The organism is Ruoffia sp. FAM 20857 (assembly GCF_045528645.1).
GTDB lineage: Bacteria > Bacillota > Bacilli > Lactobacillales > Aerococcaceae > Ruoffia > Ruoffia halotolerans.
Genome location: NZ_JBGQRB010000033.1, coordinates 1 through 25,842, shown reverse-complemented (window position 1 = coordinate 25,842; position 25,842 = coordinate 1). Strand labels below are relative to the sequence as shown.

19 protein-coding genes, 20 tRNA genes, 1 rRNA gene, 1 pseudogene, 1 riboswitch and 1 other annotated feature are annotated in these 25,842 nt (G+C 35.9%); of the genes and pseudogenes, 6 read left to right on the top strand and 35 right to left on the bottom strand.

Features of this window, described 5'->3' with window-relative positions; all coding sequences use genetic code 11:
• Positions 1–100: 100 nt before the first annotated feature.
• From ACEN4N_RS08380 to ACEN4N_RS08325, 12 genes are all read right to left on the bottom strand, one after another.
• Entirely contained in the window at positions 101–490 is a 390-nt protein-coding gene (locus ACEN4N_RS08380) for a hypothetical protein (protein ID WP_407094028.1), read from the bottom strand.
• Positions 491–614: 124 nt separating this feature from the next.
• A complete protein-coding gene (locus ACEN4N_RS08375; RefSeq protein ID WP_197105242.1) occupies positions 615–722 on the bottom strand; it encodes a class III lanthipeptide in 108 nt (35 codons plus the stop codon).
• Positions 723–784: 62 nt separating this feature from the next.
• Positions 785–1,735, bottom strand: coding sequence for a hypothetical protein (locus ACEN4N_RS08370; protein WP_407090487.1), 951 nt, complete (start codon positions 1,733–1,735; stop codon positions 785–787).
• A 397-nt stretch (positions 1,736–2,132) separates the two neighbouring features.
• Positions 2,133–4,553 (bottom strand): phenylalanine--tRNA ligase subunit beta, encoded by a 2,421-nt coding sequence (gene pheT, locus ACEN4N_RS08365; RefSeq protein WP_407090488.1) that lies wholly within the window; start codon positions 4,551–4,553, stop codon positions 2,133–2,135.
• Position 4,554: 1 nt separating this feature from the next.
• Complete coding sequence (pheS, locus tag ACEN4N_RS08360; RefSeq protein WP_138405012.1) at positions 4,555–5,622, bottom strand: phenylalanine--tRNA ligase subunit alpha; 1,068 nt, start codon at positions 5,620–5,622, stop codon at positions 4,555–4,557.
• Positions 5,623–5,945: 323 nt separating this feature from the next.
• Entirely contained in the window at positions 5,946–6,464 is a 519-nt protein-coding gene (locus tag ACEN4N_RS08355) for an HD domain-containing protein (RefSeq protein ID WP_235888802.1), read from the bottom strand.
• 109 nt (positions 6,465–6,573) lie between these two features.
• On the bottom strand, positions 6,574–7,353 hold the full coding sequence (locus tag ACEN4N_RS08350) for a TrmH family RNA methyltransferase (protein WP_407094027.1): 780 nt from the start codon (positions 7,351–7,353) through the stop codon (positions 6,574–6,576).
• Between the two features lies 1 nt (position 7,354).
• The gene (gene pepV, locus ACEN4N_RS08345) at positions 7,355–8,767 is read right to left on the bottom strand and encodes a dipeptidase PepV (protein ID WP_407090490.1); all 1,413 of its coding nucleotides are present in this window, start codon (positions 8,765–8,767) and stop codon (positions 7,355–7,357) included.
• A 175-nt stretch (positions 8,768–8,942) separates the two neighbouring features.
• Positions 8,943–9,668, bottom strand: coding sequence for a pseudouridine synthase (locus tag ACEN4N_RS08340; protein WP_138405015.1), 726 nt, complete (start codon positions 9,666–9,668; stop codon positions 8,943–8,945).
• Positions 9,668–12,574 (bottom strand): oligosaccharide flippase family protein, encoded by a 2,907-nt coding sequence (locus ACEN4N_RS08335; protein ID WP_407090491.1) that lies wholly within the window; start codon positions 12,572–12,574, stop codon positions 9,668–9,670. Before ACEN4N_RS08335 ends, ACEN4N_RS08340 begins: the two co-directional genes overlap by 1 nt.
• An 18-nt stretch (positions 12,575–12,592) precedes the next feature.
• Positions 12,593–15,010: a leucine--tRNA ligase gene (gene leuS, locus ACEN4N_RS08330; protein ID WP_407094026.1), complete on the bottom strand. Its 2,418-nt coding sequence runs from the start codon at positions 15,008–15,010 to the stop codon at positions 12,593–12,595.
• 147 nt (positions 15,011–15,157) lie between these two features.
• Positions 15,158–15,363, bottom strand: a binding site (T-box leader).
• A gap of 35 nt (positions 15,364–15,398) precedes the next feature.
• Positions 15,399–17,036 carry a LysM peptidoglycan-binding domain-containing protein gene (locus tag ACEN4N_RS08325; protein ID WP_407090493.1) on the bottom strand — a complete coding sequence of 546 codons (1,638 nt, stop codon included), beginning with the start codon at positions 17,034–17,036 and terminating at the stop codon, positions 15,399–15,401.
• 148 nt (positions 17,037–17,184) lie between these two features.
• Between ACEN4N_RS08325 and ACEN4N_RS08320 the strand changes: the two genes are divergently transcribed.
• The 4 genes from ACEN4N_RS08320 to ACEN4N_RS08305 all read left to right on the top strand — a co-directional run bounded on the left by ACEN4N_RS08320 (position 17,185) and on the right by ACEN4N_RS08305 (position 20,004).
• Complete coding sequence (locus tag ACEN4N_RS08320; protein WP_407090494.1) at positions 17,185–17,757, top strand: tRNA (mnm(5)s(2)U34)-methyltransferase; 573 nt, start codon at positions 17,185–17,187, stop codon at positions 17,755–17,757.
• Positions 17,758–17,943: 186 nt separating this feature from the next.
• Positions 17,944–18,531 carry a hypothetical protein gene (locus ACEN4N_RS08315; protein WP_407094025.1) on the top strand — a complete coding sequence of 196 codons (588 nt, stop codon included), beginning with the start codon at positions 17,944–17,946 and terminating at the stop codon, positions 18,529–18,531.
• A 51-nt stretch (positions 18,532–18,582) separates the two neighbouring features.
• Positions 18,583–19,284 (top strand): hypothetical protein, encoded by a 702-nt coding sequence (locus tag ACEN4N_RS08310; RefSeq protein ID WP_407094024.1) that lies wholly within the window; start codon positions 18,583–18,585, stop codon positions 19,282–19,284.
• 27 nt (positions 19,285–19,311) lie between these two features.
• Positions 19,312–20,004, top strand: a complete 693-nt coding sequence (locus tag ACEN4N_RS08305) for an FMN-binding protein (protein WP_407094023.1) — start codon at positions 19,312–19,314, stop codon at positions 20,002–20,004.
• A gap of 57 nt (positions 20,005–20,061) precedes the next feature.
• Here ACEN4N_RS08305 and metK read toward each other — a convergent pair whose 3' ends face one another.
• Complete coding sequence (gene metK, locus ACEN4N_RS08300) at positions 20,062–21,243, bottom strand: methionine adenosyltransferase (RefSeq protein WP_407090919.1); 1,182 nt, start codon at positions 21,241–21,243, stop codon at positions 20,062–20,064.
• Positions 21,241–21,331: riboswitch (SMK box riboswitch) on the bottom strand. (Overlaps the previous gene by 3 nt.)
• Before the next feature lie 292 nt (positions 21,332–21,623).
• On the opposite strand from metK, the gene ACEN4N_RS08295 reads away from it, so the two are divergent.
• Positions 21,624–22,424, top strand: coding sequence for a hypothetical protein (locus ACEN4N_RS08295; protein WP_407090920.1), 801 nt, complete (start codon positions 21,624–21,626; stop codon positions 22,422–22,424).
• 66 nt (positions 22,425–22,490) lie between these two features.
• Here ACEN4N_RS08295 and ACEN4N_RS08290 read toward each other — a convergent pair whose 3' ends face one another.
• Complete coding sequence (locus ACEN4N_RS08290) at positions 22,491–23,000, bottom strand: CsbD family protein (RefSeq protein WP_407090921.1); 510 nt, start codon at positions 22,998–23,000, stop codon at positions 22,491–22,493.
• A gap of 501 nt (positions 23,001–23,501) precedes the next feature.
• Between ACEN4N_RS08290 and ACEN4N_RS08285 the strand changes: the two are divergent.
• A pseudogene (locus ACEN4N_RS08285) lies at positions 23,502–23,699 on the top strand (transposase); the annotation flags it as partial.
• 97 nt (positions 23,700–23,796) lie between these two features.
• Here the strand turns inward: ACEN4N_RS08285 and ACEN4N_RS08280 are convergent.
• The 21 genes from ACEN4N_RS08280 to rrf form a co-directional block, all read right to left on the bottom strand.
• Positions 23,797–23,867: transfer RNA gene (locus tag ACEN4N_RS08280), tRNA-Gly, on the bottom strand.
• A gap of 9 nt (positions 23,868–23,876) precedes the next feature.
• Positions 23,877–23,949 (bottom strand) — tRNA-Asp (locus tag ACEN4N_RS08275).
• Between the two features lie 26 nt (positions 23,950–23,975).
• Positions 23,976–24,065: transfer RNA gene (locus tag ACEN4N_RS08270), tRNA-Ser, on the bottom strand.
• Between the two features lie 19 nt (positions 24,066–24,084).
• Positions 24,085–24,156 (bottom strand) — tRNA-Glu (locus tag ACEN4N_RS08265).
• Between the two features lie 49 nt (positions 24,157–24,205).
• Positions 24,206–24,294 (bottom strand) — tRNA-Ser (locus tag ACEN4N_RS08260).
• Positions 24,295–24,327: 33 nt separating this feature from the next.
• Positions 24,328–24,401: transfer RNA gene (locus ACEN4N_RS08255), tRNA-Ile, on the bottom strand.
• A 13-nt stretch (positions 24,402–24,414) separates the two neighbouring features.
• Positions 24,415–24,485 (bottom strand) — tRNA-Gly (locus ACEN4N_RS08250).
• A gap of 39 nt (positions 24,486–24,524) precedes the next feature.
• Positions 24,525–24,597: transfer RNA gene (locus ACEN4N_RS08245), tRNA-Met, on the bottom strand.
• An 11-nt stretch (positions 24,598–24,608) separates the two neighbouring features.
• Positions 24,609–24,698 (bottom strand) — tRNA-Ser (locus ACEN4N_RS08240).
• Positions 24,699–24,733: 35 nt separating this feature from the next.
• Positions 24,734–24,807 (bottom strand) — tRNA-Ile (locus tag ACEN4N_RS08235).
• A gap of 4 nt (positions 24,808–24,811) precedes the next feature.
• Positions 24,812–24,885 (bottom strand) — tRNA-Met (locus ACEN4N_RS08230).
• Between the two features lie 15 nt (positions 24,886–24,900).
• Positions 24,901–24,973: transfer RNA gene (locus tag ACEN4N_RS08225), tRNA-Ala, on the bottom strand.
• 10 nt (positions 24,974–24,983) lie between these two features.
• Positions 24,984–25,057: transfer RNA gene (locus ACEN4N_RS08220), tRNA-Pro, on the bottom strand.
• 8 nt (positions 25,058–25,065) lie between these two features.
• Positions 25,066–25,139: transfer RNA gene (locus ACEN4N_RS08215), tRNA-Arg, on the bottom strand.
• Positions 25,140–25,174: 35 nt separating this feature from the next.
• Positions 25,175–25,260 (bottom strand) — tRNA-Leu (locus ACEN4N_RS08210).
• A gap of 28 nt (positions 25,261–25,288) precedes the next feature.
• A tRNA-Gly gene (locus ACEN4N_RS08205) sits at positions 25,289–25,360 on the bottom strand.
• 5 nt (positions 25,361–25,365) lie between these two features.
• Positions 25,366–25,438: transfer RNA gene (locus ACEN4N_RS08200), tRNA-Thr, on the bottom strand.
• A 13-nt stretch (positions 25,439–25,451) separates the two neighbouring features.
• Positions 25,452–25,533: transfer RNA gene (locus ACEN4N_RS08195), tRNA-Leu, on the bottom strand.
• A gap of 21 nt (positions 25,534–25,554) precedes the next feature.
• Positions 25,555–25,627, bottom strand: a tRNA-Lys gene (locus tag ACEN4N_RS08190).
• A gap of 8 nt (positions 25,628–25,635) precedes the next feature.
• Positions 25,636–25,708 (bottom strand) — tRNA-Val (locus ACEN4N_RS08185).
• Positions 25,709–25,721: 13 nt separating this feature from the next.
• Positions 25,722–25,837, bottom strand: a 5S ribosomal RNA gene (rrf, locus tag ACEN4N_RS08180).
• Positions 25,838–25,842 lie beyond the last annotated feature (5 nt).

Below are 25,842 nucleotides of genomic sequence, written 5' to 3'. Positions count from 1 at the left end.
GACTAAAAAGTTTTTCTTTAGCTTAGAAAATCGATTAAAATATTTTAATTTCGATAAAGTGATCCAAAATTGAAAAATAACGACTAGAATAACTCAATATTTAAAAGTATGAATTATTCAGGATAAATTGTTCTTCATTATTCGGGTAAATAGTAATAAACTTCCCAGCACCCACTCTTGAGAAATTCTTTTTATACATTATATTTAATAGTTCAGTATTTTTTACATATTTAAAATTCACTTTTTCCTTTTTTAATGTTTCTGTAACAATATTCAATATATCCAATGCATTTTTTAAAGTACAAGATACATGGATTTTCCACCCTTGATCAGGTATTTTATTGCCTGAAAAATTACAATTAATAAAAATATCTTTCTCATAGAAATTCCATTGATCATCTAGTATTTTATCTACAGATTTAGATAGTATATCTTTATTATTATATTTACTTGCTAAGGTCTCATTGTAAATGCTTTTAGTTCTAGACATATAATTTCCTGCTTTCAATTTTTTTCGTTCTTATAGCTCCTTGATTTATTGAAACAGTTAATAATAGATAAAAAGTTCTCCTGCATTTTTTGTAGGAGAACTTTTTATCTTTTGATTGTCATCATTAACCAGTAATGATAATTATATCTCCACAATTATTACTATTACTACTGCTCATGGGTGAAACATTATTATCTAAATCCAGTTTTTGCAATTCTAATACCTGTTCCATGGTTCTCACCTCCTCGTATTAATTTGTTACAAGCAAATTGGAGTTAGTTTGATACAATTATATTATTCTGCACTTTCTTCTTCAGTAGATTCTTCTGAAGTTTCAGCATCTGAATCTTCTTCTGTTGCTGAATCTTCTGATTCAGTAGATGCTTCGTCTTCTAATTCTTCTTGTTCATAGTATGCTAAGTTAGTTAACTCATCATTTTCAGTTTGAACTTCAACCGCAGCAATTTCTCCAACTTCAACGTCTTCATTCTCAACAACTGACCATAAGAATGCTTCAGTGTAACGTTCAGGGAATAGTGATGTTGTTACCACTTCTGGTTGGCCAAATGTATCAGTAAATGCGGCTAAGTCACCTTCGTTAAATAATGTTTGTAAATCTTCAACAGTTGTTTCTAAGCGTTCGAACATTTTTGCTGTCTTGTATTGGTATTCAACGTTTGTTAATTCTGGTCCATCTTCTTCAGAATTCACATATGTTTGGAAACGAACAACTTGTACGATGTCATCTTCAATTGAAACGTATCTAAATATTTCACCATTATCTGTTTCAGATACCGATGTTGGATCGTCACCCATAACCTCTACCACTTCATCAAACGTTAAATTCACTTCGTCATTCATCGAGCGTTCTTTCGCAGTATCTAATACTTCTTGATAACCAGCTTCTAAGTCAGCTCTTTCTAATACTAAGTTTGGATCCCATTCTTCAGTTGGTTTGATGAATTCTGTGATTTCAGCTTCAGAGTAAGGGTTGTCTGCACTTGGTGTTAAATCTTCTTCACCTTCAGTTGCTTCTGTGTCTTCTGTAGACTCTTCTGAAGTTTCCTCAGTTGATTCAGTTTCTTCAGTTTCTTCAGAAGATTCTTCTGTCTCTTCTGTTGCTACCTCTTCAGTTTCTTCACTTGTCTCAGTAGTCTCACTTGCAAAGATTGTTGCTGGTACTAATGATAATACTAAACCTGCACTTAATGTCCCTAAAATTAATTTCTTCAATTGTTTTTTCATAATTAATCCTCCTTATAATCATAAATAAAAAGAAATAAAATATTTATGTTGTATATATCATAATCATTATTATTATTTTTTTCAAATGATATACCTCGAGCAAAAGACCTTATAACATATTGATATAAGCGCTTTAATCATTTCTTTACAAACCATTCATATATGTAACTTTATTGAAACAATGTAAAATATTGTTTATTAGTAAATTCAATATTTTTATAACATTCGATGTTTATTAGTTTATAAAACTATTTATATATAATATTTTGCATAAATCTTTTATATGCACTATTCTTTTTTCTGAAGATTATGTCACATTTTTTCGGAAGAATTCTTCAGAAAATGAATGAATATTACAAAAACAGCACTCTTAAAAAATAAGTGCTGTTTTATCATATTATCTAATTTCTAAACCATCTATATCTTTCAGAGCATCTGTAATGTTAGCCATTACTTTTTCGATATCTTCGTCTTTCAATGTTTCATTCGGGTTTTGGAAAGTCATATGATAAGCCAATGATTGCTTACCTTCTGGAATGTTCTCACCAACATAACGGTCAAATAACTCAATCGAAACTAAATACTGACCTCCATTTTCTGCAATTGTTGAATTTAATTCATGATGCAATAACGTATCGTCAACTAATAAAGCTAAGTCACGTGACGTTGATGGGTATTTAGCAATTGGAGTTTGAACTAAATCAGCTGTCGGATAAGCAACTAATTTATCTAATTCAATCTCAGCGAAGAATGTTCCTTGATTTAAATCAAATTCTTCAGTCACTAATGGATGAATTTGTCCCATAAATCCGATATCTTCACCCGCTAATGAAATGATAGCCGTTCTACCTGGATGCATCACATCGATCTCTGATGTCGGTTTAAATTCAATTTGTGAAGCAATTCGTAAGCTTTCAAAGTATGTTTCTAACATCCCTTTTAGTACGTAGAAATCATAATTCTTTTTACTTTCATACCATTGAGATCCTTTATATTCTCCAGAAAGTAGAATCGCTAATCGTTCTTCTTCTTTCGGTTGAACATGTGTACCTTGTCCGAAGAAAACACGTCCTGTTTCATAGAAAGCTAAATCTTTGTTTTGTCGTGCTTGGTTATATTGTGCGATTTCCATTAAAGCTGGGAACATACTTTGTCTTAGAACCGTACGTTCTTCACTCATTGGTAATTCTAACTCAACTAATGAATGATCGTCAGATTTTAATAAACTAGCATGTTCTTTAGATGTTAAGACATAAGTAATCGCTTGGTTTAAGCCTAAGCCTTCCGTTACAGTTCTTGTTTTACGAATTAATTGTTGTCTTTGAGTTAAACGTCCTGGTTGACTCGGTGTTGTTGGTAATGTTGTTGGAATATTATCATAACCATAGATACGAGCAATCTCTTCTAAGATATCCGCTTCAATTGAAATATCCCAACGTCTTGCTGGCACATCCACAATAAACTCTTCTTCATTAAACTCAACTTCAAAGCCTAAACGATCGATAATTTTAACGATGTCGTCTTTCGTTAAAGTTATACCTAATTTCTTCTCTGGAGAGTTATTGTGAACGCTAATTTTAACATTGTCCGTATTGAGTTGGTTAAACTCTTTAACACCATCAGCGATCTGTCCACCTGATAATTGAGCCATTAATAAAGCAGCTTGTTCGCCTGACTCATTTAATTTACTTACGTTGATTCCTCTTTCAAAGCGAGCACTTGATTCAGAACGTAAAGCAAATTTCTTAGATGACGAACGAACTCGTTGTGAATCAAATATAGCTGTCTCTAATAAGACATTCTTAGTATTGTTCGTCACTTCCGAATCTAAACCACCCATAACACCTGCTAAAGCAATAGGTTGGTCTCCTGATGCAATGACTGTATCCGTTGGTTCTAATGTTCTTTCAACACCGTCAAGAGTTGTTAAAGTATCTCCTTTAGCTGCTGACTTTACTTTAATTGTTTTTGACTCTAATTGATCAAAGTCAAATGCATGCATAGGCTGTCCATATAATAATAAGAAGTAATTTGTTGTATCAACAATATTATTTACCGGACGTATTCCAGCTTTCATTAAACGGAGTTGTACCCAAAGTGGGCTCGCTTTTACTTCGACGTCCTCAATTAAACGGATTTGGTACGCATTTGATAATTCTGGACTTTCAACTTCAATTTGAACTTGTCCCAATTTAGAATCTTTTGCAAAGTCTCGCTCTTCAATTAAATTAAATTGTGGTTTTTGATCATAAATTGCTCCCACTTCGTAAGCTGTTCCATACATACTTAAAGCATCAGCACGGTTAGGTGTAATATCTAATTCAATAATATCGTCATCTAATTTCATATATGACACAATGTCTTCGCCTACTGGGGCATCTTCAGGTAAGATAAAGATCCCTTTGGCATATTCTTTAGCAACAACACTGTCACTAAAGCCAAGCTCTTGTAAAGAACAAATCATACCATTTGAGTCCACACCGCGTAATGTACTTTCTAATATTTCCAGTCCGCCAGGCAATACTGCGCCTGGTAAGGCAACAATTACTTTTTGACCTTGTTTAATGTTTGGAGCTCCACAGACGATTTGACTTAAATCACTGCTACCTACATTAACTTGTGCCACATTTAAGTGATCACTATCTTGATGTGGCACAAGTTCTACAACCTCACCGACAACAATATTATTTAAACCTTTACCAATATTTTCAACGGATTCAACTTCAATTCCTGTTCTTGACATACGTTCAGCTAATTCTAAGCCTGTAATATCTGATAGGTCTAGGAAGTCACTTAACCATTCGAGTGAAATTAACATATTAGTTTTGACCTCCTTTAAATTGTTTTAAGAATCTTAAATCATTTTGATAGAAATGACGAATATCGTCGATGTTATATTTAAGCATTGCGACACGTTCAATTCCTAAACCAAACGCAAAACCGCTATATTTCTCAACTTCAATCCCAGACATTTCTAGAACGCGCGGGTGAACAATTCCAGCGCCTAAAATTTCAATCCAACCTGTTTGTTTACATACAGAACATCCTTCTCCACCACACTTAAAGCAGCTCACATCAACCTCTACTGATGGTTCTGTAAAGGGGAAGAAACTTGGACGAAGACGAATTTCACGTTCTTCACCAAATAATCTTTGAACTAATAATAATAATGTCCCTTTTAAATCAGCCAATGTGATATCTTCAGCAATCACTAAGCCTTCCACTTGTTGGAATTGGTGTGAATGCGTTGCATCATCACTATCACGACGGAACACTTTACCTGGACTGATCATTTTTAATGGGCCGTCTTCTTCAAAATTATGGACTTCCATTGTACGTGCTTGTACTGGTGACGTATGTGTACGTAAAAGTACTTCATCATCTACATAGAATGTATCTTGCATATCTCGCGCTGGATGATTCTTTGGTAAGTTCATACGTTCAAAGTTATAAGAGTCTAATTCCACTTCTGGACCTTCGACAACTTGATAACCCATCCCTAAAAAGAAATCTTCAATTTCTTCTAAAGTTTGCGTTAAGATATGTCGTGTGCCGTATGGTTGAGCATACCCTGGTAATGTCACATCAATCGTTTCATTTGCTAATTGCTGTTCTAACTCTTTCGCTTTAATGAGCGCTGTTTGTTTCTCAAAGGCTTCATTGAAGATTGAATGGAAATTTTGTATCGCTTTACCTAATTCTGGCTTTTCTTCATTAGATAAGTGGCGCATTTCTTTCGTATATTGAGTTAATTCACCTTTTTTTCCAGTAAATTTTACTCGAATTGATTGAAGTGCATTAGTTGAGTCACTCGCTTGAATTTCTTTAGCAGCATCTTGTGCTAAAGCTTCAATTGATGACTTTAATTGTTCAATAGTTGATGTCATGTTTTTCTCCTTTTTTAAATAAATACATAAAAAAGCACGCCCCAAAAAAGGGACGCGCTACCGTGGTACCACCCTAATTCTTAGTTAAAGAATAATTAACTAAGCTCTTACGCCGGTAACCTAGGCTTTAGGTATCTTTTTCAAATTCTAATAAGAATTCTTTACAGATCCACTCCGAAATTGAACGTAAGAAACCGGCTTATGTTATTTAGTTTCAGTCAATGCTAAATATCCCTGTCGATGGCGGTTCTTACTAGTTTCTTCTATATGTTTAATAATTCATTATCTTATTATAGTAACTCTTTATATTAAAGTCAAACTGATTAATTCATTTGATTTGGATTGTATGCTACGTCCATGGCTTTGACAGTATGACGATAAATGAAGCTAAATGCTCCGGTCGTTAATTCTGCAATACAACTGTGTTTATCCATTAAAGTAACAATCCAACTTTCAGCATATTTAGGCACGTCGCGTGTTGCTCCAGCCATATGCTTCAATATAATGTCGCATTCTAACTCAGATAACTCTGTAAGTTTTTTTGCGTTTTCTAATGCAATACGTGGATGTTCGAAATTATGACCTTTTCCTCCTACTTCATGCTTTGTTTCGCAATCGTAGAAAAATAAATCATGCAATAGTCCAGCTCTAGCAATAGCTTTTGTATTCAATTTTAGTCGTTTAGCCCAACGGTAACTACGGTAAGAAACCGATAATGAGTGTAATAAGCGGTTAGTTACTTGGTGATGCTTGTACATTTCTAATTTTTGAACCAACTCGTGATCTAATAAATCCTCAACGAGAGCTAAATATTCCGGATCTTTTTGCCATTTTAAAGTCAAATATATTCCTCCAAATATTGTGATTGCATTTATTATACAACAATAATTCAAATAAAGTATGAAGATAATATTAATATTACATAAAGTTCATGAAACATAACTGTAATAATTACATTTTAATATAATGGAATAATAAAATTCCAGTCGCTACACCTACATTTAACGACTCTGCATTGCCTAGCATGGGAATGAAGATTAATTGATCACTGATTGCTTGAATTTCTTCACTTACACCTTGCCCCTCATTACCTACTACAATCGCTACAGGCATTGTTTGATCTGTCTCTTTATAAGAGATGGCCTCTTTATTTAAGGCAGTAGTTAATACTTGTACTCCTATAGCTTTTAATTCTTCAATCGCTTGAGGTAAAGGCATTACAATGACAGGTAAATGCCATAAAGAACCTTGGGTTGAACGGACGACTTTCTCATTATAGATATCTACAGATCCTTCTCCGATAATTATCGCATCATAACCTGCCGCATCTGCGGTACGAATCATTGTTCCTAAATTACCAGGATCTTGCACCTTATCTACTAGTAAATAGCGTGCCCCTTTGACCAATTCAGATTGCTTTCCTGTCGCTTCAACTTCAGCAAAAACGCCTTGTGGTGTTTGAGTAGCGGATAGTTCTTTGGCGATATCACCATCAATCACTGTAATGGGTGCTTCTGATGAGAGGCTTAATGCCTGACTATTCTGTTGATAATAGTCTTCTGTCATAATCCACTGCTTTACTGGAACTTTCCATTCAATTGCTTCTAATGCTAAATGGGTACCTTCAATCAAGAAACTTTGACTTTTCTTACGCCCTTTGCTCGTAAGTAACTTCTTCCAAGCTTTAACTTGTGCGTTTTTCTTCGAGCGGATAATTTCTTTCTCTAACATTTTAACGTGTTAACTCATAGATTGCTTCAGCGTAAATTGCCGTCGCTCTGAATAAATCTTCTAAAGCAATAAATTCGTTTGCTTGGTGCATTGTATCAATTGAATCAGGGAATAAGGCACCATATGCAACTCCTCTAGGCATTAAGCGGGCGTATGTTCCTCCACCAATCGTTTGTTCAACACCTTTTTCACCTGTTTGTCTTTCATATACATCAAGAAGTGTTTGAACTAATGGATCATCACCTGGGACATAATGAGGTTCTTTTGAATCAGACATTGTCACTGTCGCATCATAGGCTAATAGATGCGTATTAATTTGTTCTTGAATTGTTTCTGGGTTTGTTCCTTTTGGAAAACGGAAGTTCGCGTCAATGTTAGCACCTTGTGCGTCATCAAAATCAATGATACCCACATTCATTGACACATCGCCCATGACTTCATGTGTGTAATTCACACCGATGTTACTTCCATCGAAGCCTTCAAATAATTCACGCGCTAATAATTGAATCGTATCTTGAGCTCCTTTTGAATCAAATGCATAGTTTTCTAAGAACTTCGCTAAATGAGTTCCAGCGTTCACACCTTTTTCAGGTGTCGAACCGTGGGCTGCTTTACCTACTAAGTCTAATGTTAATTGATCTCCTTCAATACTGCTGTCTCCAGATAAAGCATCATGCTCATCAATAAACTCTTGGAATGCTTTAGATAGGTTAGCAGCATCATTCGTTTGAATAATTGCTGTGGCATCTTGTGGTACCATATTCGCACGTAAGCCGGCTGTTAATTTAACTAAATGATTGTCTGCTTCGAGTGTTTCACCTAATTTTAAATCAAAGATGGCTGATACATTCCCTTTTTCACCATTAATGATTGGGAAAGTCGCATCTGGTGAGAAGCCTAAATCTGGCATTGGCGCATGTTGGAAGTAATAATCCATACATTGCCATCCACTTTCTTCATCTGTTCCAACAATTAAGTGAATGCGTTTGTTGAATTTTACACCTAGTTCTCGTAATAATTTTACTGCAAAGTAAGCTGCCACTGTTGGCCCTTTATCATCACTTGAACCACGAGCGTAAATACAATTATTAATAATCTCTGGTTTAAATGGATCCGTATCCCAACCAGTCCCTACAGGGACAACATCCACGTGTCCTAAAACACCTAAGAGCTCGTCTCCTTCGCCCACTTTCACGTGACCAGCCCAAGGTCCAAATTGTTCAGTTTCAAAACCGTCTTCTTTGGCCATCGCAAGAAACTCTTCTAAAGCACGTTTCGGACCTGGTCCCACAGGTGTTTCTTCTGTCGCTAAGTCATCTTCTCTGATTGATTCTACTTCCAGAATTCGAAATAAATCTTTAAGTAAGACGTCTTGACGTGATTCTACTTCTTGTAACCAATTTATATTTTTCATTATGAATAATGCTCCTTCACTAATTTCATTATTACTATTCTATCACTAATCTCTTGTTGCAAAAAGTTAAATAACTTATTCACAATGAACATTTTTTCATTCCATAATAAAAAGGCTAATGAATATAAGAATTGTTTTTTTAACATGCAATTCCTTATTCATTAACCTTGATAAACTACTCTAAGCCGTATGGAACTAATAGATCCATCTCCGCTTCTGTTAATTCTCGGTAGTCACCAAGAGCTAACTCGGGGTCAAGCTTTAAAGGGCCCATAGAAATACGGTGCAATTGGATAACTTCCTTGCCCACCGCTTCAAACATACGCTTTACTTGATGGAATTTACCTTCAGTAATCTCCACATGAATTAATGTTTGGGAAATTTCAGGGTGTACTTCAAGTATTTCTAAATTCGCTGACTGAGTAATAAAATCACCCAAATCAAGTCCTTTGTCAAACTTTTGAATATCTTCTTCTGTCACCACACCTTCAATTAAAGCTTCATAACGCTTCTTCACTTTTTTCTTGGGTGAAAGTAATTGATGTGCTAATTGTCCGTTATTCGTCAAAAGAAGGAAACCAGTTGTATCTATATCCAATCTTCCAACTGGAAAGAGTTGAGCATGGCCAAAGTCTAATTCAACCCAGTCAATCACCGTTTCATATTCTCTATCTTCTGTCGCGCTAATAATCCCATCTGGTTTATTTAACATGACATAGTAGTATTCTTGATATAAAACAGGCTCGTTCATGTATTGAATTGTATCAATTTCTGGATCCACATTGTGTCCCACTTTTTTGATTACTTTATCATTTACAGTTATTGAACCACTCACAATAATTTTTTTTACATCTTTTCGTGAGCCATATCCTGCATGACTTAATAATTTATCTAATCTCATTACATTAACCTCATTTTATCTTGAATATCTTTAAATCGATTACCAATTAAGACTGATAACATGTTCATAATACCGAGAACACTTCCATAAACAAGTACTGCCATAATGATGACAATGACGATTTTAAGGAAAGTAAATCCGCGTCCAACAGGACCGAATAGAAGGTTTAATGATTGATTCCACATAGCTGCTGAAACTGTCATTAATGCCGAAGCAATGAGTATCTTGATGATACTGCTATTCAATCTAGGGTAATTAAAGTCTAATTCACGACTCAACTTGATCCACATCAATACAGTTGAAACTAAGAAACCAATAGCCGTTGAAACTAACGCACCATGTGCTTCAAATAAAGCAACAAATGGGAATTGTAAAATTGCTTTAACTACAAGTCCAATTAATAGGAAACGTACCGCTAAGCGACGATAATTCATCGATTGTAAGATTGTCGAGAACACCGTATAAGCCCCTAGTACGATACTAGAAATTGAGGCTGTAATTAAAAGTCCTGGCCCTGCTTCTGATCCATTTGGATAGAATAAATAGTAAATATTATTAGCAATTGATGCCATTCCTAATGCTGCTGGAATCATGACGATACTGAATAATACCGTAATATGTTCAACTAATTCGCTCGTACCTGCAATATTTCTTTGTGCAAATTTCTTCGAAATAACGGGTACTAATGAAGAAGCTAACGCAACTGCTAATGAAATAATAATCATCACAAGTTTATCCACATCTAAACTTAGAACCCCATAGAGTTCTTCAATCTCAGTGAATAGTAAGGCTGACGTTGATTCTAATATTTGTCCGAAAGTATATGTATCAATTAACTGAGCGATAATAATTCCTGATCCTAATAAGATAAATGGAATACTATCGACAACCATAATTTTGATACTTTCTTTAAAGTCTAAGTTCACATTGTTTGCCGATTTAGCAATTAAGCGTTTAGCTACTGGTAAGCGTCTAATATATTCAAATATTAAATATAATAGTGCTCCTAGAGCTCCAATAAAGGCCGCAAATGTTGAGTGAACAACAGCTTGAGTTACTTCACCACTATAAATCATCATAATGGCGTAAGTAGCTGCTAATAAGTATCCAACACGAGCAAATTGTTCAATAATCTGAGAAATAGCGGTTGGTTTCATGTCATTAAATCCTTGGAAATAACCACGGAGTAAGCTCATTGCCGGAAGAATTAATAGTGCCGGTGATAATGAACGAATAACCATCGTCGCTCCTTCAACATTGGTTGTTGATGTATTTTCGGCTAATATTGGCGCGATTAAAAATAACAATCCGCCTGATAGCACCCCTGTTAACAACATAATAATTATACTGTTTTTGAAGAGCTTATCAGCTGTTTTGTACTCTTTTAAAGAGTGATAATAAGCCATTTGTTTTGCAATTGAACTTGGGAAACCAGCCGTCGCTATTGCCAGCATTAATGAATATGGCTTGTAACCCGCACTATATAGTACGTTGGCTTGCGTATATTCAGCTCCTAACCATGTTGCCCATGGAATGACATAAAGCGCTCCAATGACACGAGAGAGAACATTACCAATGGTTAGCCAAGAAGCACCACTTGTAATCCCTGACTTCTCGTCTTCTTCATCCGATTCCTCTTCGAGTCGTTCCTCAATGACCGTATCGTTTTGAGAGTAATACTCATTTAATACTTGATCCGTTAGAATGGGGTTTTCAATGATATCTGTATCTTGGCTAATTTTCTCACTTAATTGATCTAATTCTTCGTCAGTGAGGTCCTTATCTTTGAATTGTTCATCGATATCTGGTTCAGAGTCAGATTCACTGTTTACTTCCTCTTCTTCATCAAAGTCTGATGCAGTGATTTCGTCTTCAAATTCTAAAGATGTTTCTGATTGAGATTCGTCCTCATCCAAATCAGTGATATCCATCGCATCAGCTTCATCGAAATTCTCTTCGTCTTCGTCAGATGCATTATCTCCTGATTGATAGCTAGCTTCGATACCACTTTCTGCCGGATAAACTTCTTGATCTTCTTCATAAACTAAATCAGCTTCAATTGATTCTTCCTCATCTAAGTCGCTGTAATCTGGTGTCAGCTCCTCTTCTGTAACTAATTCTTCCGTATAATTATCTTGATTTAACCAATCGGTTTGATTCACTGATTCTTCGAATTCAAGATTATCTTTCGCATCTTGTTCTGCTTCTTCTTGTTTAACTTCAGATTCATCGGTTTCATCAGAAGAAGAGAATAAGTTTTTCACAGAACTGAAAAGTCCTGTCTCGCTCTTTTCTGATTCTTTAACTTCAAAATTGTCAGTTTCAATTGAATCCGAGTAATCCATACCTTCAACTTCGGAATGGTCTTCTGCCTTACGAGAGAAAAGATTTTTAAATACAGAATCTTTCCTTTCTTTCTCTTCTGACAATCTTTTTTCACTTTCTTGGAATTGATTATAATCTGTAATATCTTCCAACTCTGTTAGATCGTAGCGTTCTTCATATGTTGGTTTAAATACATCACCAAATAATTTTTTTCTCTCTTTTGGTTTTTGCTTTTCTTGTTGTTCCTTTTCCTTTTCCAACATTTCTTTTTCTCTATTTCGTTCACGCAAGGGCTTATAACGAAATTCATTCACAGTCGGTGTGCTAGATGATGGTTCAGCTTCAGATGTCCTTGCTTCATCTAAATCTTCATCTCTTTCGGGTCGATCTAGATTCTCTAATTCTTCCTTAGTCATTTCAGTTTGAGCAAAATAATCTCCATCGATTGGCTGTCGATTCGGCCGACGTAGGATATTCTTTTCTTCTTCGGTAAACTCTATGGTCTGAAATTCGTCTCTATTGTAAGGTTGTTGATTAGATAAATCATTCGAGTTATCTCGATCATTGTGCTGTTTACTCATAGCACTTCCTCCTTTAAACTAGTTTGCTACTATGTTCACCAAACGATTCGGTACAACAATTACTTTACGGATTGTTTTCCCTTTAATGGCTTCTTGTACAGACTCTTGACTTAAAGCCAATTCCTCAACTACTTCTTTATCTAGGTTAACATCAATATCTAATCTTGTAACTAATTTACCCATCACTTGAATAACAATTTCTACTTGGTCATCCACAGTTAATTCTTCAACAAACGTTGGCCATGCTTCTTCTGAAATACTTTCAGTATGACCTAGTTTTTCCCAAATCTCTTCTGCTAAGTGTGGTGCTAATGGTGCAAGTAATTTTATAAAACCTTCAGCAAATTGAATTGGTAAAACATCCGCATCTTTAGCTTCATTTAAGAAAATCATCATTTGTGAGATTGCTGTATTAAAATGTAATTGTTCATAATCTTCAGTCACTTTTTTAACTGTTTGGTGATAAACTTTTTCTAACTCTTTACTATCTGACTCTTTGACACTATCTGCCAATGCTAAAGTATCTTCGTTAATTAATAGACGCCATACACGATCTAAGAAACGACGGCTACCTTCTAATCCATTCTCGCTCCAAGCAATTGAAGCGTCTAATGGACCCATGAACATTTCGTAAACACGTAATGTATCTGCTCCATATTCATTCACTACATCATCTGGGTTAACAACATTCCCTTTTGATTTAGACATTTTTTCATTGTTTTCACCTAGAATCATACCTTGGTTAAATAATTTTTGGAATGGTTCTTTCGTTGGAACGACACCGATATCATAAAGGAATTTATGCCAGAAGCGAGCGTATAATAAATGAAGTACAGCGTGCTCAGCTCCACCAATATATAAATCAACATTCTCCCATTTTTCTAAAGCTTCTTGAGAAACCAATGCGTCTTCATTGTGAGGATCCATAAAGCGTAGGAAGTACCATGAACTACCTGCCCATTGTGGCATTGTATTTGTTTCACGACGGCCTTTCATTCCTGTTTCTGGATCTGTAACGTTAACCCACTCTTCAATGTTTGCTAATGGTGATTCTCCAGTTCCGCTTGGTTGAATTTTGTCTGTTACTGGTAAAGTAACTGGTAGCTGATTTTCAGGAACAGCTGTTGTTGTCCCATCTTCCCAATGAATCACTGGAATCGGTTCTCCCCAATAACGTTGACGAGAGAACACCCAATCACGTAAGCGATAATTGATTTGGCGTTCACCGAAATCATTCTCTTCTAACCAAGTATTCATCTTTTGAATTGCATCTTCTATGTTTAATCCATCTAAGAATTCAGAGTTGATGTGTGGTCCATCGCCATAATATGGCACTTCTTTTTCTGGCCCTTCAATCACTGGTACAATAGGTAGGTCATATTTAGTGGCGAATGCAAAATCACGTTCATCATGAGCTGCTGAACCCATAACCGCACCCGTACCATAGGAAGCAATCACGTAATCAGCAATCCAAATTGGAATTTCTTGTTTTGTTGCTGGGTTAATCACATATGACCCTGTAAATACACCTGTCTTGTCTTTATTTAATGATGTTCGTTCTAATTCACTCTTAGTTTCAACTTCACTAATATATGCACGGACTGCTTCTTCTTGGTCTGGAGTCATTAAGTCATTTACAATATCTAACTCCGGTGCTAATACAACATAAGAAGTCCCGAATAACGTATCAGGTCGCGTAGTATATGATTCGATGACTTTATCTGAATCTGCAACTTTGAATTTAATCATAGCACCTTCAGATTTACCAACCCAATGTTTTTGCATTTCTTTCACACTGTCTGGCCAGTTAACTTCATCTAAATCTTCTATTAATCTTTCAGCATATTCAGTAATTTTTAAAACCCATTGTTTCATTGGGCGTCTGTAAACAGGATGTCCCCCACGCTCAGAAACACCATCAATTACTTCTTCATTCGCTAATACAGTTCCTAATGCCGGACACCAGTTAACCATCACATCATCTTGATAAGCTAAACCTTTTTCAAATAATTTGGTGAAAATCCATTGTGTCCATTTATAATAATTTGGATCCGTTGTATTAATCTCGCGGTCCCAATCGTAACTAAAACCAAGTGATTTGATTTGACGTTTAAATGTTTGAATATTGTGTTCTGTAAAATCAGCCGGGTTATTCCCTGTATCTAAGGCATATTGCTCTGCTGGCAGACCAAAAGCATCCCATCCCATTGGATGTAGAACATCAAAACCTTGAGCACGCTTCATACGAGCAATCACATCAGTTGCTGTATACCCTTCTGGATGCCCTACGTGTAAGCCTTGTCCTGATGGATATGGGAACATATCTAACGCATAATATTTAGGATGATCGACACCACGATCCTTTGTTTTAAATGTTTCATTCTTGTCCCAATATTCTTGCCATTTCTTTTCAATGATACGATGTTGATAACTCATTTTCTTCCTCCAATAATCTATAAATTCTTTTTCATTATACAATATTTACAATAAAAAGTGAAAATTGCACTGTTTTAATCTATATTAAAATAAAATTCTCTCAAAAAATAAAAAACACCCTATATTATCTAGCATATTCACTAAATAATATAGGGCGAGTGACCGCGGTACCACCTATGTTTATGACAATAATGTCATCTTAAGTACCTTAACGCGGTCAACACGGCTTACTCTATCATTACTTTCAAGTAAGCACCTAATTAGACGAGTTCAACAAAGCGATTGACTTATTTTCACCAACCATAAGCTCTCTAAACAATGACTTTATTTACTATTTCTAAGTAAAGTTTTATATAAATTCTTTTTGAATTATATCAAACTAACTGTATTAGTTCAATCCAATTGTTTGTCCAATAAAGATTGTTGTTGAACCGTTATTCTTTTCAATTAATTCATTAACATTTAAGCCATTACGACGTGCAATACTATATAAAGTATCGCCAACAGCTACTGTATATGATGAATTCGTTGGAGCTTCAACTGTATCTTCTACGACTGTTTCTTCAACAACTGGCGCCGCTTCAGGTTCAACAATTGTTGTTGACGTATTGTCCTCTTCAACAACAGTTGGTTGTGATACTTCGTTAGCTTCTACTGTAGAAGCTGGTGTACTTGTTGTAGCACCTGAAACTTTTAGTACTTGTCCTGGATGAATTAAATTGCTTGATAAGCCGTTTAATGCTTTCAATTGATTTAATGACATACCATGGTTTACTGCGATACGGTATAGACCGTCGCTAGCCTTAACTAAGTATGAACCAGATGTATTAGTTGAACCACCATTGTTTGTAGGTTCAGTTGGTTTAGTATTTGTTGAATCTGTATTCGGTGACGTATTAGTTGAAGACTCAGTGTTTCCTTGAGTTGCTCCACTTACTTTTAATACTTGTCCTGGATGGATTAAGTTACTTGATAATCCATTTAATGATTTAAGTTGGTTCAACGTCATACCATGTTTACGAGCAATCGCGTATAAGCCATCGCCACGTTTAATTGTATATGAACCACCCACACTTGTAATTGCTTCAGTGTTTTCCGAAGTGTTATCTGAGTTTGTTGGTGGTGTACTTGGTTTTTCAACAATTGTTGAGTTACCAGGTAATTTAATGACTTGACCTGGATGAATTAAATTACTAGTTGTACCGTTCGCAGCTTTAAGGGCTTCAACTGTCGTTCCAAAACGACGTGCAATCCCCCAGAAACCATCTCCTGCTTTAACTGTATAAGTTCCTGCAATTGAACCTGCTTCGTTAGAACCTGTATTAGATTCTGGTGTAGAAGGAACGACGCTTACTGGTTTATCTGAACTTGCGAAATCATATTGTGTTAAATTATTTTCAGCAATGATACGGTTTAATTTGTCCCCGTAACGAGTATCAGTTGCGTAACGACCAGTTAAATGAGCCGTTGCATCTTGATACGAATTCGTATTGCTGTAACGTGCACCTGAATAGAAGTTATAACGCCAGTTATTGACATCATTATCCCCTGTTAATAACGACGCGTAGTCAGTTAAAGATTCACCATAATTATCGTAACGACGGAAAGCATCTTGAATTTGATAATACTCTCCAGATCCATCGTCTTCTAATGTATCTTTTACAACAGAGTTTCCGTTATATTCACCTTTAATACCAAATAAATTGTAGTTAGGTGCTTTTGATAAAGTACTATTACCCCATCCTGATTCTAATGCAGCTTGGGCAATCATTACTGATGCATACAAGTCATTTTCAGAAGCAATTTGTTTTGCGTAATCCGTAATTAATCCTAAAAAATCTGATTGGCTAACACGACTACTTGATTGTGCTTGTACAACAACAGCCTCATTCGCTGACACATGACTTAAGACAGCACCTGCAGCCATAAGCACTAATCCAGCATTGATATGTTTCATTGCCTTTTTAGCTTTATTTTGTTTTACTAATCTTGCCTTGGCTTTCATTATTTCATGTCTACTCTTCACTTAATTACCCTCCACTGTCAAACTATATAATAATATATTATAATCTTCATCTATTATAGCTAATTTAATTCATCAAAAGTTCACATTTCAAGTCTTTTATTTTAGTTTTAATATATGTAACATGAATGTAACAGAGGAGGAATATAAAATGTACAACGCTTTACAATACAGTCATCAACTCTTAAAACAACAGGTTCAAAAAAATCCCCAAGGATTATTCATCGATGCAACTCTTGGGAATGGCCATGACAGTGCCTTTTTACTATCGTTAAAGGATTTTACTGGTTCTCTTATTGGCTTCGATATTCAAGAAATAGCCATTCAAAATTCAAAAAAAAGAGTCGAATCATTAGATCATTTTACAAAAGCATCATATAAATTTATTTTAGATTCTCATGATAATGTTTCCGATTATATTGATGACAATCTTGTCCAAGGGGCTATTTTCAATTTAGGATATCTTCCAGGTGGCGATCATAATGTAACAACAGAGTTTCCGAGTACTTTTAAAGCGGTTCAGGATATATTGGATAATTTGGCTCTTTACGGACAAATTATCCTCGTTATATATTCTGGTCATGACAATGGTATGACTGAAAAAACAAAATTATTTGAAAAATTAGAAAAACTTCCGCAAGAAAAATATCAAGTATTGGCGTATCAATTTATCAATCAAATAAATCATCCCCCAATGCTCTTAATTATTGAAAGAATAAGATAAATTATTCTTTTTTTTTTACTTATTTTTTTATTTGAAATTTTGTAAACCCTTTTTTAAAAAATATAGATAATTTTATTTCCCTATCTATTTTTTCATAATAAATACTTTTTAGCATTAAAATTATGTGTTAAAATAATTACAAGTTTCATTATGCTACTTTCAATAAATTAGTAAAGGGGTTAAATTATGCATACAAATAAATTTTATGACTGGTTATTCCCAGGTATTTCTCTTGTCATGTTTGCAACGTTATTGGGCTCAATCTTAGCCCAGAGTGATTCAATGTCCGTTTTACAGTTAATTTCCTATTCTTCAGGGTTACTAGCTTACACCATGATGTTAACAGTCACATTCATGGGATCACGCCCACGATTTATAGAAAAATACTTTGGCATGCCTGAAATGTATGAAATTCACGCATTAATGGGTGTTGTTCTTTCGATTATGGGTGTTATCCATATTATTATCCAATGGAATGGCTTCCGTTGGATTACTAAGATGTCAACTGTTTCTCAAACGGGATTCCTCGCTGTCTTTTCATTAATTATTGTCATGTTTACAGGTATATTCTCACTTTCGGGTATATTCATTGATCGAATTCCACTATTACGAAAATGGAAAGAGTCAGTCCTTAATCGCGAATTGAGCTTATGGCTTCATAGACTTTCTATTGTAGCCATTGTTGCAATATATTTTCATTTATTCTTACTCCCATTTCTAAATGAAAATACACTATTTATGACACTTCTGACTATCTATACTGTTGCTATATAAGGTTATTATGTTATTTGGAAATTAAAATTATCTTTCGCACCAAAGTTTGAATTGAAAAGTATTAAACAAGGGACACCTTCATTATGGGTATTAGAATTTGAACCGGAAAATGGTTCGATTAAACCATACGTACCAGGAGATTATTTCTTTATTCGTTTCAAAAATGCTGACATCACAACTGAAGGACACCCTTTCTCAGCATCAAGTGCAATAACATCCGATTATTCGAATTCAATTGAGTTTATGATTAAAGAAGCTGGAGATTGGACTGGTTCTTTACAAAATGTCAATGTCGGAGATATCGCTACTCTAGAAGGTCCTTACGGAAATTTCTTCCCAGATGACGTACAAGAATCCGAAGATCCTTTTGTCTTATTAGCGGGAGGAATTGGTTTAACACCTAATTTAAGTATCTTACGCCACGAACATGAAAAGAACTCAAACCGTAGAATTCATCTAGTTTGGGGCTTAGCGATTGAAGAAGATATGTTTATGATTGAAGAACTTGAAACAATGAAAGCTGCAAATCCAAATTTCTCTTATGATATTATCTTTTCAAATGAAGAAGTTGAGGGCTTCCCTCATGGCTTTATCACGCATGAATATTTAGAAGAACTTGGTGTAAGTTCACTTTATCAATCTGCTAAATTCTTTGTCTGTGGACCACCACCCATGCTAAATGCTTCAAAAACTTTATTAGATAATCAAAATGTCCCTGATAATCATATTTATCTAGATGAATTTGGTTTCTAGTCACCTATTAATAGAAAGGAAAAGTATATGACTAATAAATTTTCTTTTATCATACAAGTTATATTTGTATCCATCCTTGTTTGGCTACTAACGACTTTATTGTTTACAAATGAATTTATTTTTAATAGCGGCGATGATGAGAGTGCTCAAGTTGACACAGCGGAAGTATCAGATGGTACTTTCACCGGATCTGCTGAAGGTCATAATGATCAGTTAACATTGGATGTAACAGTAGAGAATGGTGAAATAAGTCAAATTGATGTCACTGAACATAGTGAGACAGAAGGCATCTCGGATCCTGCTTTCGAACAAGTTCCAGAACAAATCATAGAATCAAATTCAACGGATGTTGAGATTGTCTCTGGAGCTACCTTTACTTCTGAAGCCATTATCAATGCTGTCAATAATGCCTTGGCAAAGGATTCTGGTGGAAGTTCTGAAGCTATAGCTCTCGAATACGTTTCTGATGGCACTTATACTGGAACTTCCGAAGGACACAATGGTCTTATGACCGTCGATGTCACAGTAGAAAATCAAGAAATTACAGATGTTAACGTCGTTTCTCATCTTGAAACGGAAGGCCTTTCTGATCCAGCCTTCGACCAAGTACCAGATCAAATTATCAATACGAATTCATTAGATGTAGAGACAGTTTCTGGTGCTACTTTCACATCTGAAGCTATTATCGAAGCTATAAACGACGCCCTATCTCAAAATTAACAAAAACCCCTTTAGAAAGCTTATTTGACAGCTTTACTAAAGGGGTTATTATATTATCTAGTTTAATTGTGATTGGATTAAATCAACCTTATCTAACTGTTCCCAAGGTAAATCTAAATCAGTTCGCCCAAAATGCCCATAAGCAGCTGTTCCTGCATAAATTGGACGTCTAAGATCTAACATTGAAATAATACCCGAAGGCGTTAAGTCAAATGTATCACGAATTATCTTAATGATGACATCATCAGAGTAACTACTTGTGCCAAAAGTATTTAATGAAATTGACGTCGGTTCACTTACCCCAATTGCATAAGCTAATTGAAGCTCAACTTTACTTGCAACTCCAGCTGCTACAAGATTTTTAGCAACATAACGTGCAGCATAACTGGCTGAACGATCGACTTTTGTAGCATCTTTTCCAGAGAAAGCCCCCCCACCGTGGTGAGCAGATCCTCCGTAAGTATCTACAATGATTTTACGACCCGTTAAACCAGAATCTCCAACGGGTCCACCTATTACGAATTTGCCTGTTGGGTTAATAAAGTAAGTCGTCTCTTCATCTAACCACTCTGTATTAACGACCGGTTTAATGACATGCTCAATAACATCTTCTCTTACTTGATCAAGTTCCACATCATTACTATGTTGAGTACTAATAACTAAATTATCAATCCGTTTAATCGTATTATCTTCATTAAACTCTACCGTCACTTGCGTTTTTCCATCTGGACCTAAATATGGTAAGATTTCTTCTTTTCTAACTTTTGCTAATTGTTGCGCTAATTTATGACTTAATGAGATAGGTAAAGGCATATATTCTTCTGTTTCGTTTGTTGCGAAACCGAACATAATCCCTTGATCTCCTGCTCCAATTAAACTTTGCTCTTTTTCATCTCGAGTTTCTAAAGCATCGTCTACTCCCATCGCAATATCAGGTGATTGTTCATCAAGTGATACTAAAACTGCGACATTATCAGCGTCGAAACCATACTTAAAGTTAACATAACCAATCTCAGCAATTTTCTTACGAACAATTTGTTGAATATCAACGTAAGCTGTTGTAGTAATTTCTCCAAAAACTAAAACCAATCCTGTATTAACTGCTGTCTCACAAGCAACACGTGCGTTAGGATCTTGAGCCAAAATCGCATCTAAAATCGCATCACTAATTTGGTCCGCAATCTTATCTGGATGTCCTTCAGTTACAGACTCTGATGTAAATAATTTTCTTTCTTTCATAATGTCTCCCCCACTATATTATTTGGTTACAAGGCATATTCACTCTAGTACAAGTGAACCCTATCGGGACTTTAGATTTGTAACGAATGCAATTATATCACACAACCATTGCCTTTCACACTATAAGTATAAGATTCTGAATAATTGATTAAATTGGTACCAATATTTTTCGCATAGATGCGAAATTAATGATAGAATGTATAAAGAAAATTCATCTTCACAATAGTGACTAAGAATGAAACACTCAATCGCTCAAGTCAATGAAGTAAAGATGATTTGATATTTATTCTCTATGTTTAGGAAAAGAATATCAGACAAATATGTAATAATAAAATAATGATAGCTAAGCTATCGAATTTTTTAGATGAAAGGTATAGTCAATGAAATTAATAACTCGTTTTTTACAAAATCCGTACGTTAAAATATTCGTTTCGCCCCTAGCATCCATACTATTTGGATTGATTCTAGGAGCTAGCCATACTGAATCCATTCGGTGGCTTCCAATGTTACTGTTGTTTCTAATTGTCGTGTTTGGTCAATTAATTGATCATTTCCTATATTTACGAATCGACAAACAAACACCAGAAGTAGCACCTAATGTCTTATTGTATGTACTTGAAGGTATATTGCTAATTAGTACCATTATCTTTATGTTTAACTCACACTGGATCATCAGTGTACTGCTCGTCTTTTATATTATATTCATTCATGTGCAGTATATGCCATTTAAGATGACAGGTACAATCTATCACTATTTATTATCAGTATTCTTTAATGGGTTCATGATGAATATCATCGCGTATAATTCACAAACATTTGCAGTAACACAAACATTTTTAATCAATACCATTCCAATTGTTTTTATGTTTATTGTTTTAAACTTAGAAGTATTTAATTTGAAGAGTATCATTATTAATTACAAACAAATAACCGTTTATCAACGGTTCCCAGTTATTAGTATAGTAGTTTGTGCCCTTGCATTATTAAGTGGGTTTTACTTCTCTCTACCATCTTCATCTTATTATATTGTTCAAATTCTATTTGTTTTACTAAGTGCCGTTACGATGTTACCTTTACTTGTTAAAACGCAACATGAAAAACAAACTCAGAACAAAATGAATTATATTCATGCAGTCACCTTAATATTCACATTATTATACAGTTTGAGTCAATTGTATTAAAAAAAGAACGAATGAAATGCTAAAAGTAAACTTTAGGCATTTTATTCGTTCTTTCTGTATTATAATTTATAAAGTGTTGTTGTCTTCTTTTTCACTTTCTTGACGACTTTCAGCCGCTTCATCAATTGTTTGATTTACACGAGCTTCAATTTCTTCTGATTCTTCATAAGCTTTAGTAGACTTATCACGAGCTTCTTCACGTTGCTCTTCACCTTCAGCAATTGCGTTTTGACGTAATTCTTCAGCTTTACGTGCAGCTTCTTCTTTTAATCGTTTTCCTTCATCTATAGCTTCTGTTAAGTTCTCATCTGCAGAAGTATGAACACTCTCACGAGTTTCACCTACTTGACGCTTTACATCTTCGACAGCTGAATCTGCTCGATCTTTGTAGTTTTCACGAATTTCATCAACATGACCACGACCAGACGCAACGGCTTGTTTAGCTTCACCTTCAACTTGTTGAGCGATCCCTTTTGCTTGAGTTTCGGCATCGTCAGTTGCTTTCCCAAACACTTCTTTAACTTTTCCAACAATTTCGTCTTTTTGACCTTCTAAGTTTTTCCATGTATCAGACATATCGTTACCTCCATTTAATTTGTTTATACTATTAATATAGCAAATTAAATGATTTTAAGCAATAATACCGCTTCCAAAAATTATAAGAAATGATATTGTTAATCATGTTGCTCCATTTATACTATAAAAATAACAACAATTCAAAAATAATAAAGGATTATATTAACTACAATTATATAAAATATCGTTGAAGTATCAAGAAATATTGTTGAATAATTATAAAAAATACTACGTCAGTAAATTGATAGTATTACATATTGTTATATAAAATTGCTTTTAGGATTTTACTTATTAATTTTCTAAAAAATATAGTTTTCAACAATAAATAGGATTGATAACATAAATTAAAATTGTCATCAACCCTATCTTTGTGTCTTCTAAAAGACGCAGATATTCGTTATATTTAAAGTCCCAACCAAAAAATAAGGAGAATATCTACTCATGAACCATTATATCCAAAAGAACTTTCCATTTTAAGACCAAAATATTACTATCGACACATACATTCAAAACACGTTCACATATCCAAGTATCACGAATAGCCAGATCGAAGGCATTAATAATAAAATTAAAGTGTTGAAACAAACCGCCTACGGCTATCGAAATTACAGCCATTTTAGAGACCGTAGTTTACTCATGACGCGATTATATGTCTCTCAGACAAATAAAAAAGATCAAGCAACAACTTATGCTGCTTGATCTTGATTAAAATGAGTCATCAACCCTATTTGACAAAGAGCCTATCATAAATACCAAGTAAACAAAAAAAGAACGCTAAGCGTTCTTTGAATAATTAAGCGGGTGACGAGAATCGAACTCGCGACAACAGCTTGGAAGGCTGTAGTTTTACCACTAAACTACACCCGCATAATATAACGGTCCGGACGGGATTTGAACCCGCGATCTCCTGCGTGACAGGCAGGCATGTTAACCCCTACACCACCGGACCAATGTATTTTAATTTTAAAATCAATAAGGAGGATAAGGGATTCGAACCCTTGCGCGCTTTTACACGCCTGACGGTTTTCAAGACCGTTCCCTTCAGCCGGACTTGGGTAATCCTCCGTTATGAAAGTAAAATTAATGATCCGTACGGGACTCGAACCCGTGTTACCGCCGTGAAAGGGCGGTGTCTTAACCGCTTGACCAACGGACCAACACAATATAAATATTAATTTTTAGCAATAATACGAATATAAAACTTACGGAGAAGGAGGGATTTGAACCCTCGCGCCGGCAAAACCGACCTACACCCTTAGCAGGGGCGCCTCTTCAGCCACTTGAGTACTTCCCCAAATCCAAAATTTTATAGTTTTAATATCACTAATGGGCCTGAGTGGATTCGAACCACCGACCTCACCCTTATCAGGGGTGCGCTCTAACCAACTGAGCTACAGGCCCGTATGAAATTAAAAGCGGGTGACGAGAATCGAACTCGCGACAACAGCTTGGAAGGCTGTAGTTTTACCACTAAACTACACCCGCATAATTAAATAAATAGTTAAGTTTAGTATTAAGTTAAAATTGCGGGGGTAGGATTCGAACCTACGACCTTCGGGTTATGAGCCCGACGAGATGCCAGCTTCTCCACCCCGCGATAATTTTAAAAGGAGGATAAGGGATTCGAACCCTTGCGCGCTTTTACACGCCTGACGGTTTTCAAGACCGTTCCCTTCAGCCGGACTTGGGTAATCCTCCATAAATTTAATTATTAATTTTTTAACGGTCTTCAATGGACCTTGTAGGACTCGAACCTACGACCGGACGGTTATGAGCCGTCTGCTCTAACCAACTGAGCTAAAGGTCCTATATAGCGGCGAAGGGGATCGAACCCATGACCTCCCGGGTATGAACCGGACGCTCTAGCCAGCTGAGCTACACCGCCTTTATAAAATATTAATGGAGAATAGCGGGATCGAACCGCTGACCTCCTGCGTGCAAGGCAGGCGCTCTCCCAGCTGAGCTAATCCCCCATAATATCAATCGGGAAGACAGGATTCGAACCTGCGACCCCTTGGTCCCAAACCAAGTGCTCTACCAAGCTGAGCTACTTCCCGAAATGAAACGCACCCTGTAGGAGTCGAACCTACAACCGCCTGATTCGTAGTCAGGTACTCTATCCAATTGAGCTAAGGGTGCTCTTTTTTATTATTTTAACACATAACTAAGTGTTATGCCGAGGGCCGGAATCGAACCGGCACGGTAGTCACCCACCGCAGGATTTTAAGTCCTGTGCGTCTGCCAGTTCCGCCACCCCGGCAATATGCCGAATTTACTTCTCTTGGCAAAGCGGAAAACGGGGTTCGAACCCGCGACCCCCACCTTGGCAAGGTGGTGCTCTACCACTGAGCTATTTCCGCGTTGATGCCGGCTAAAGGAGTTGAACCCTCGACCCTCTGATTACAAATCAGATGCTCTACCAACTGAGCTAAGCCGGCTTATTAAGTTAAATGCGGGTGAAGGGACTTGAACCCCCACGCCCGAAGGCGCTAGATCCTAAATCTAGTGCGTCTGCCAATTCCGCCACACCCGCGTTTGTCTCTTTATAAGAGAATGAGTCGTACAGGGATCGAACCTGTGACCCTCTGATTAAAAGTCAGATGCTCTACCAACTGAGCTAACGACTCTTGAGACATGGAGGATGACGGGATCGAACCGCCGACATCCTGCTTGTAAGGCAGACGCTCTCCCAGCTGAGCTAATCCTCCAAATATAAACAATGCATGGCAACGACCTACTCTCACAGGACCAAAGGTCCAACTACCATCGGCGCTAAGAAGCTTAACTGCTGTGTTCGGCATGGGAACAGGTGTATCCTTCTTGCTACCATCACCACACATTG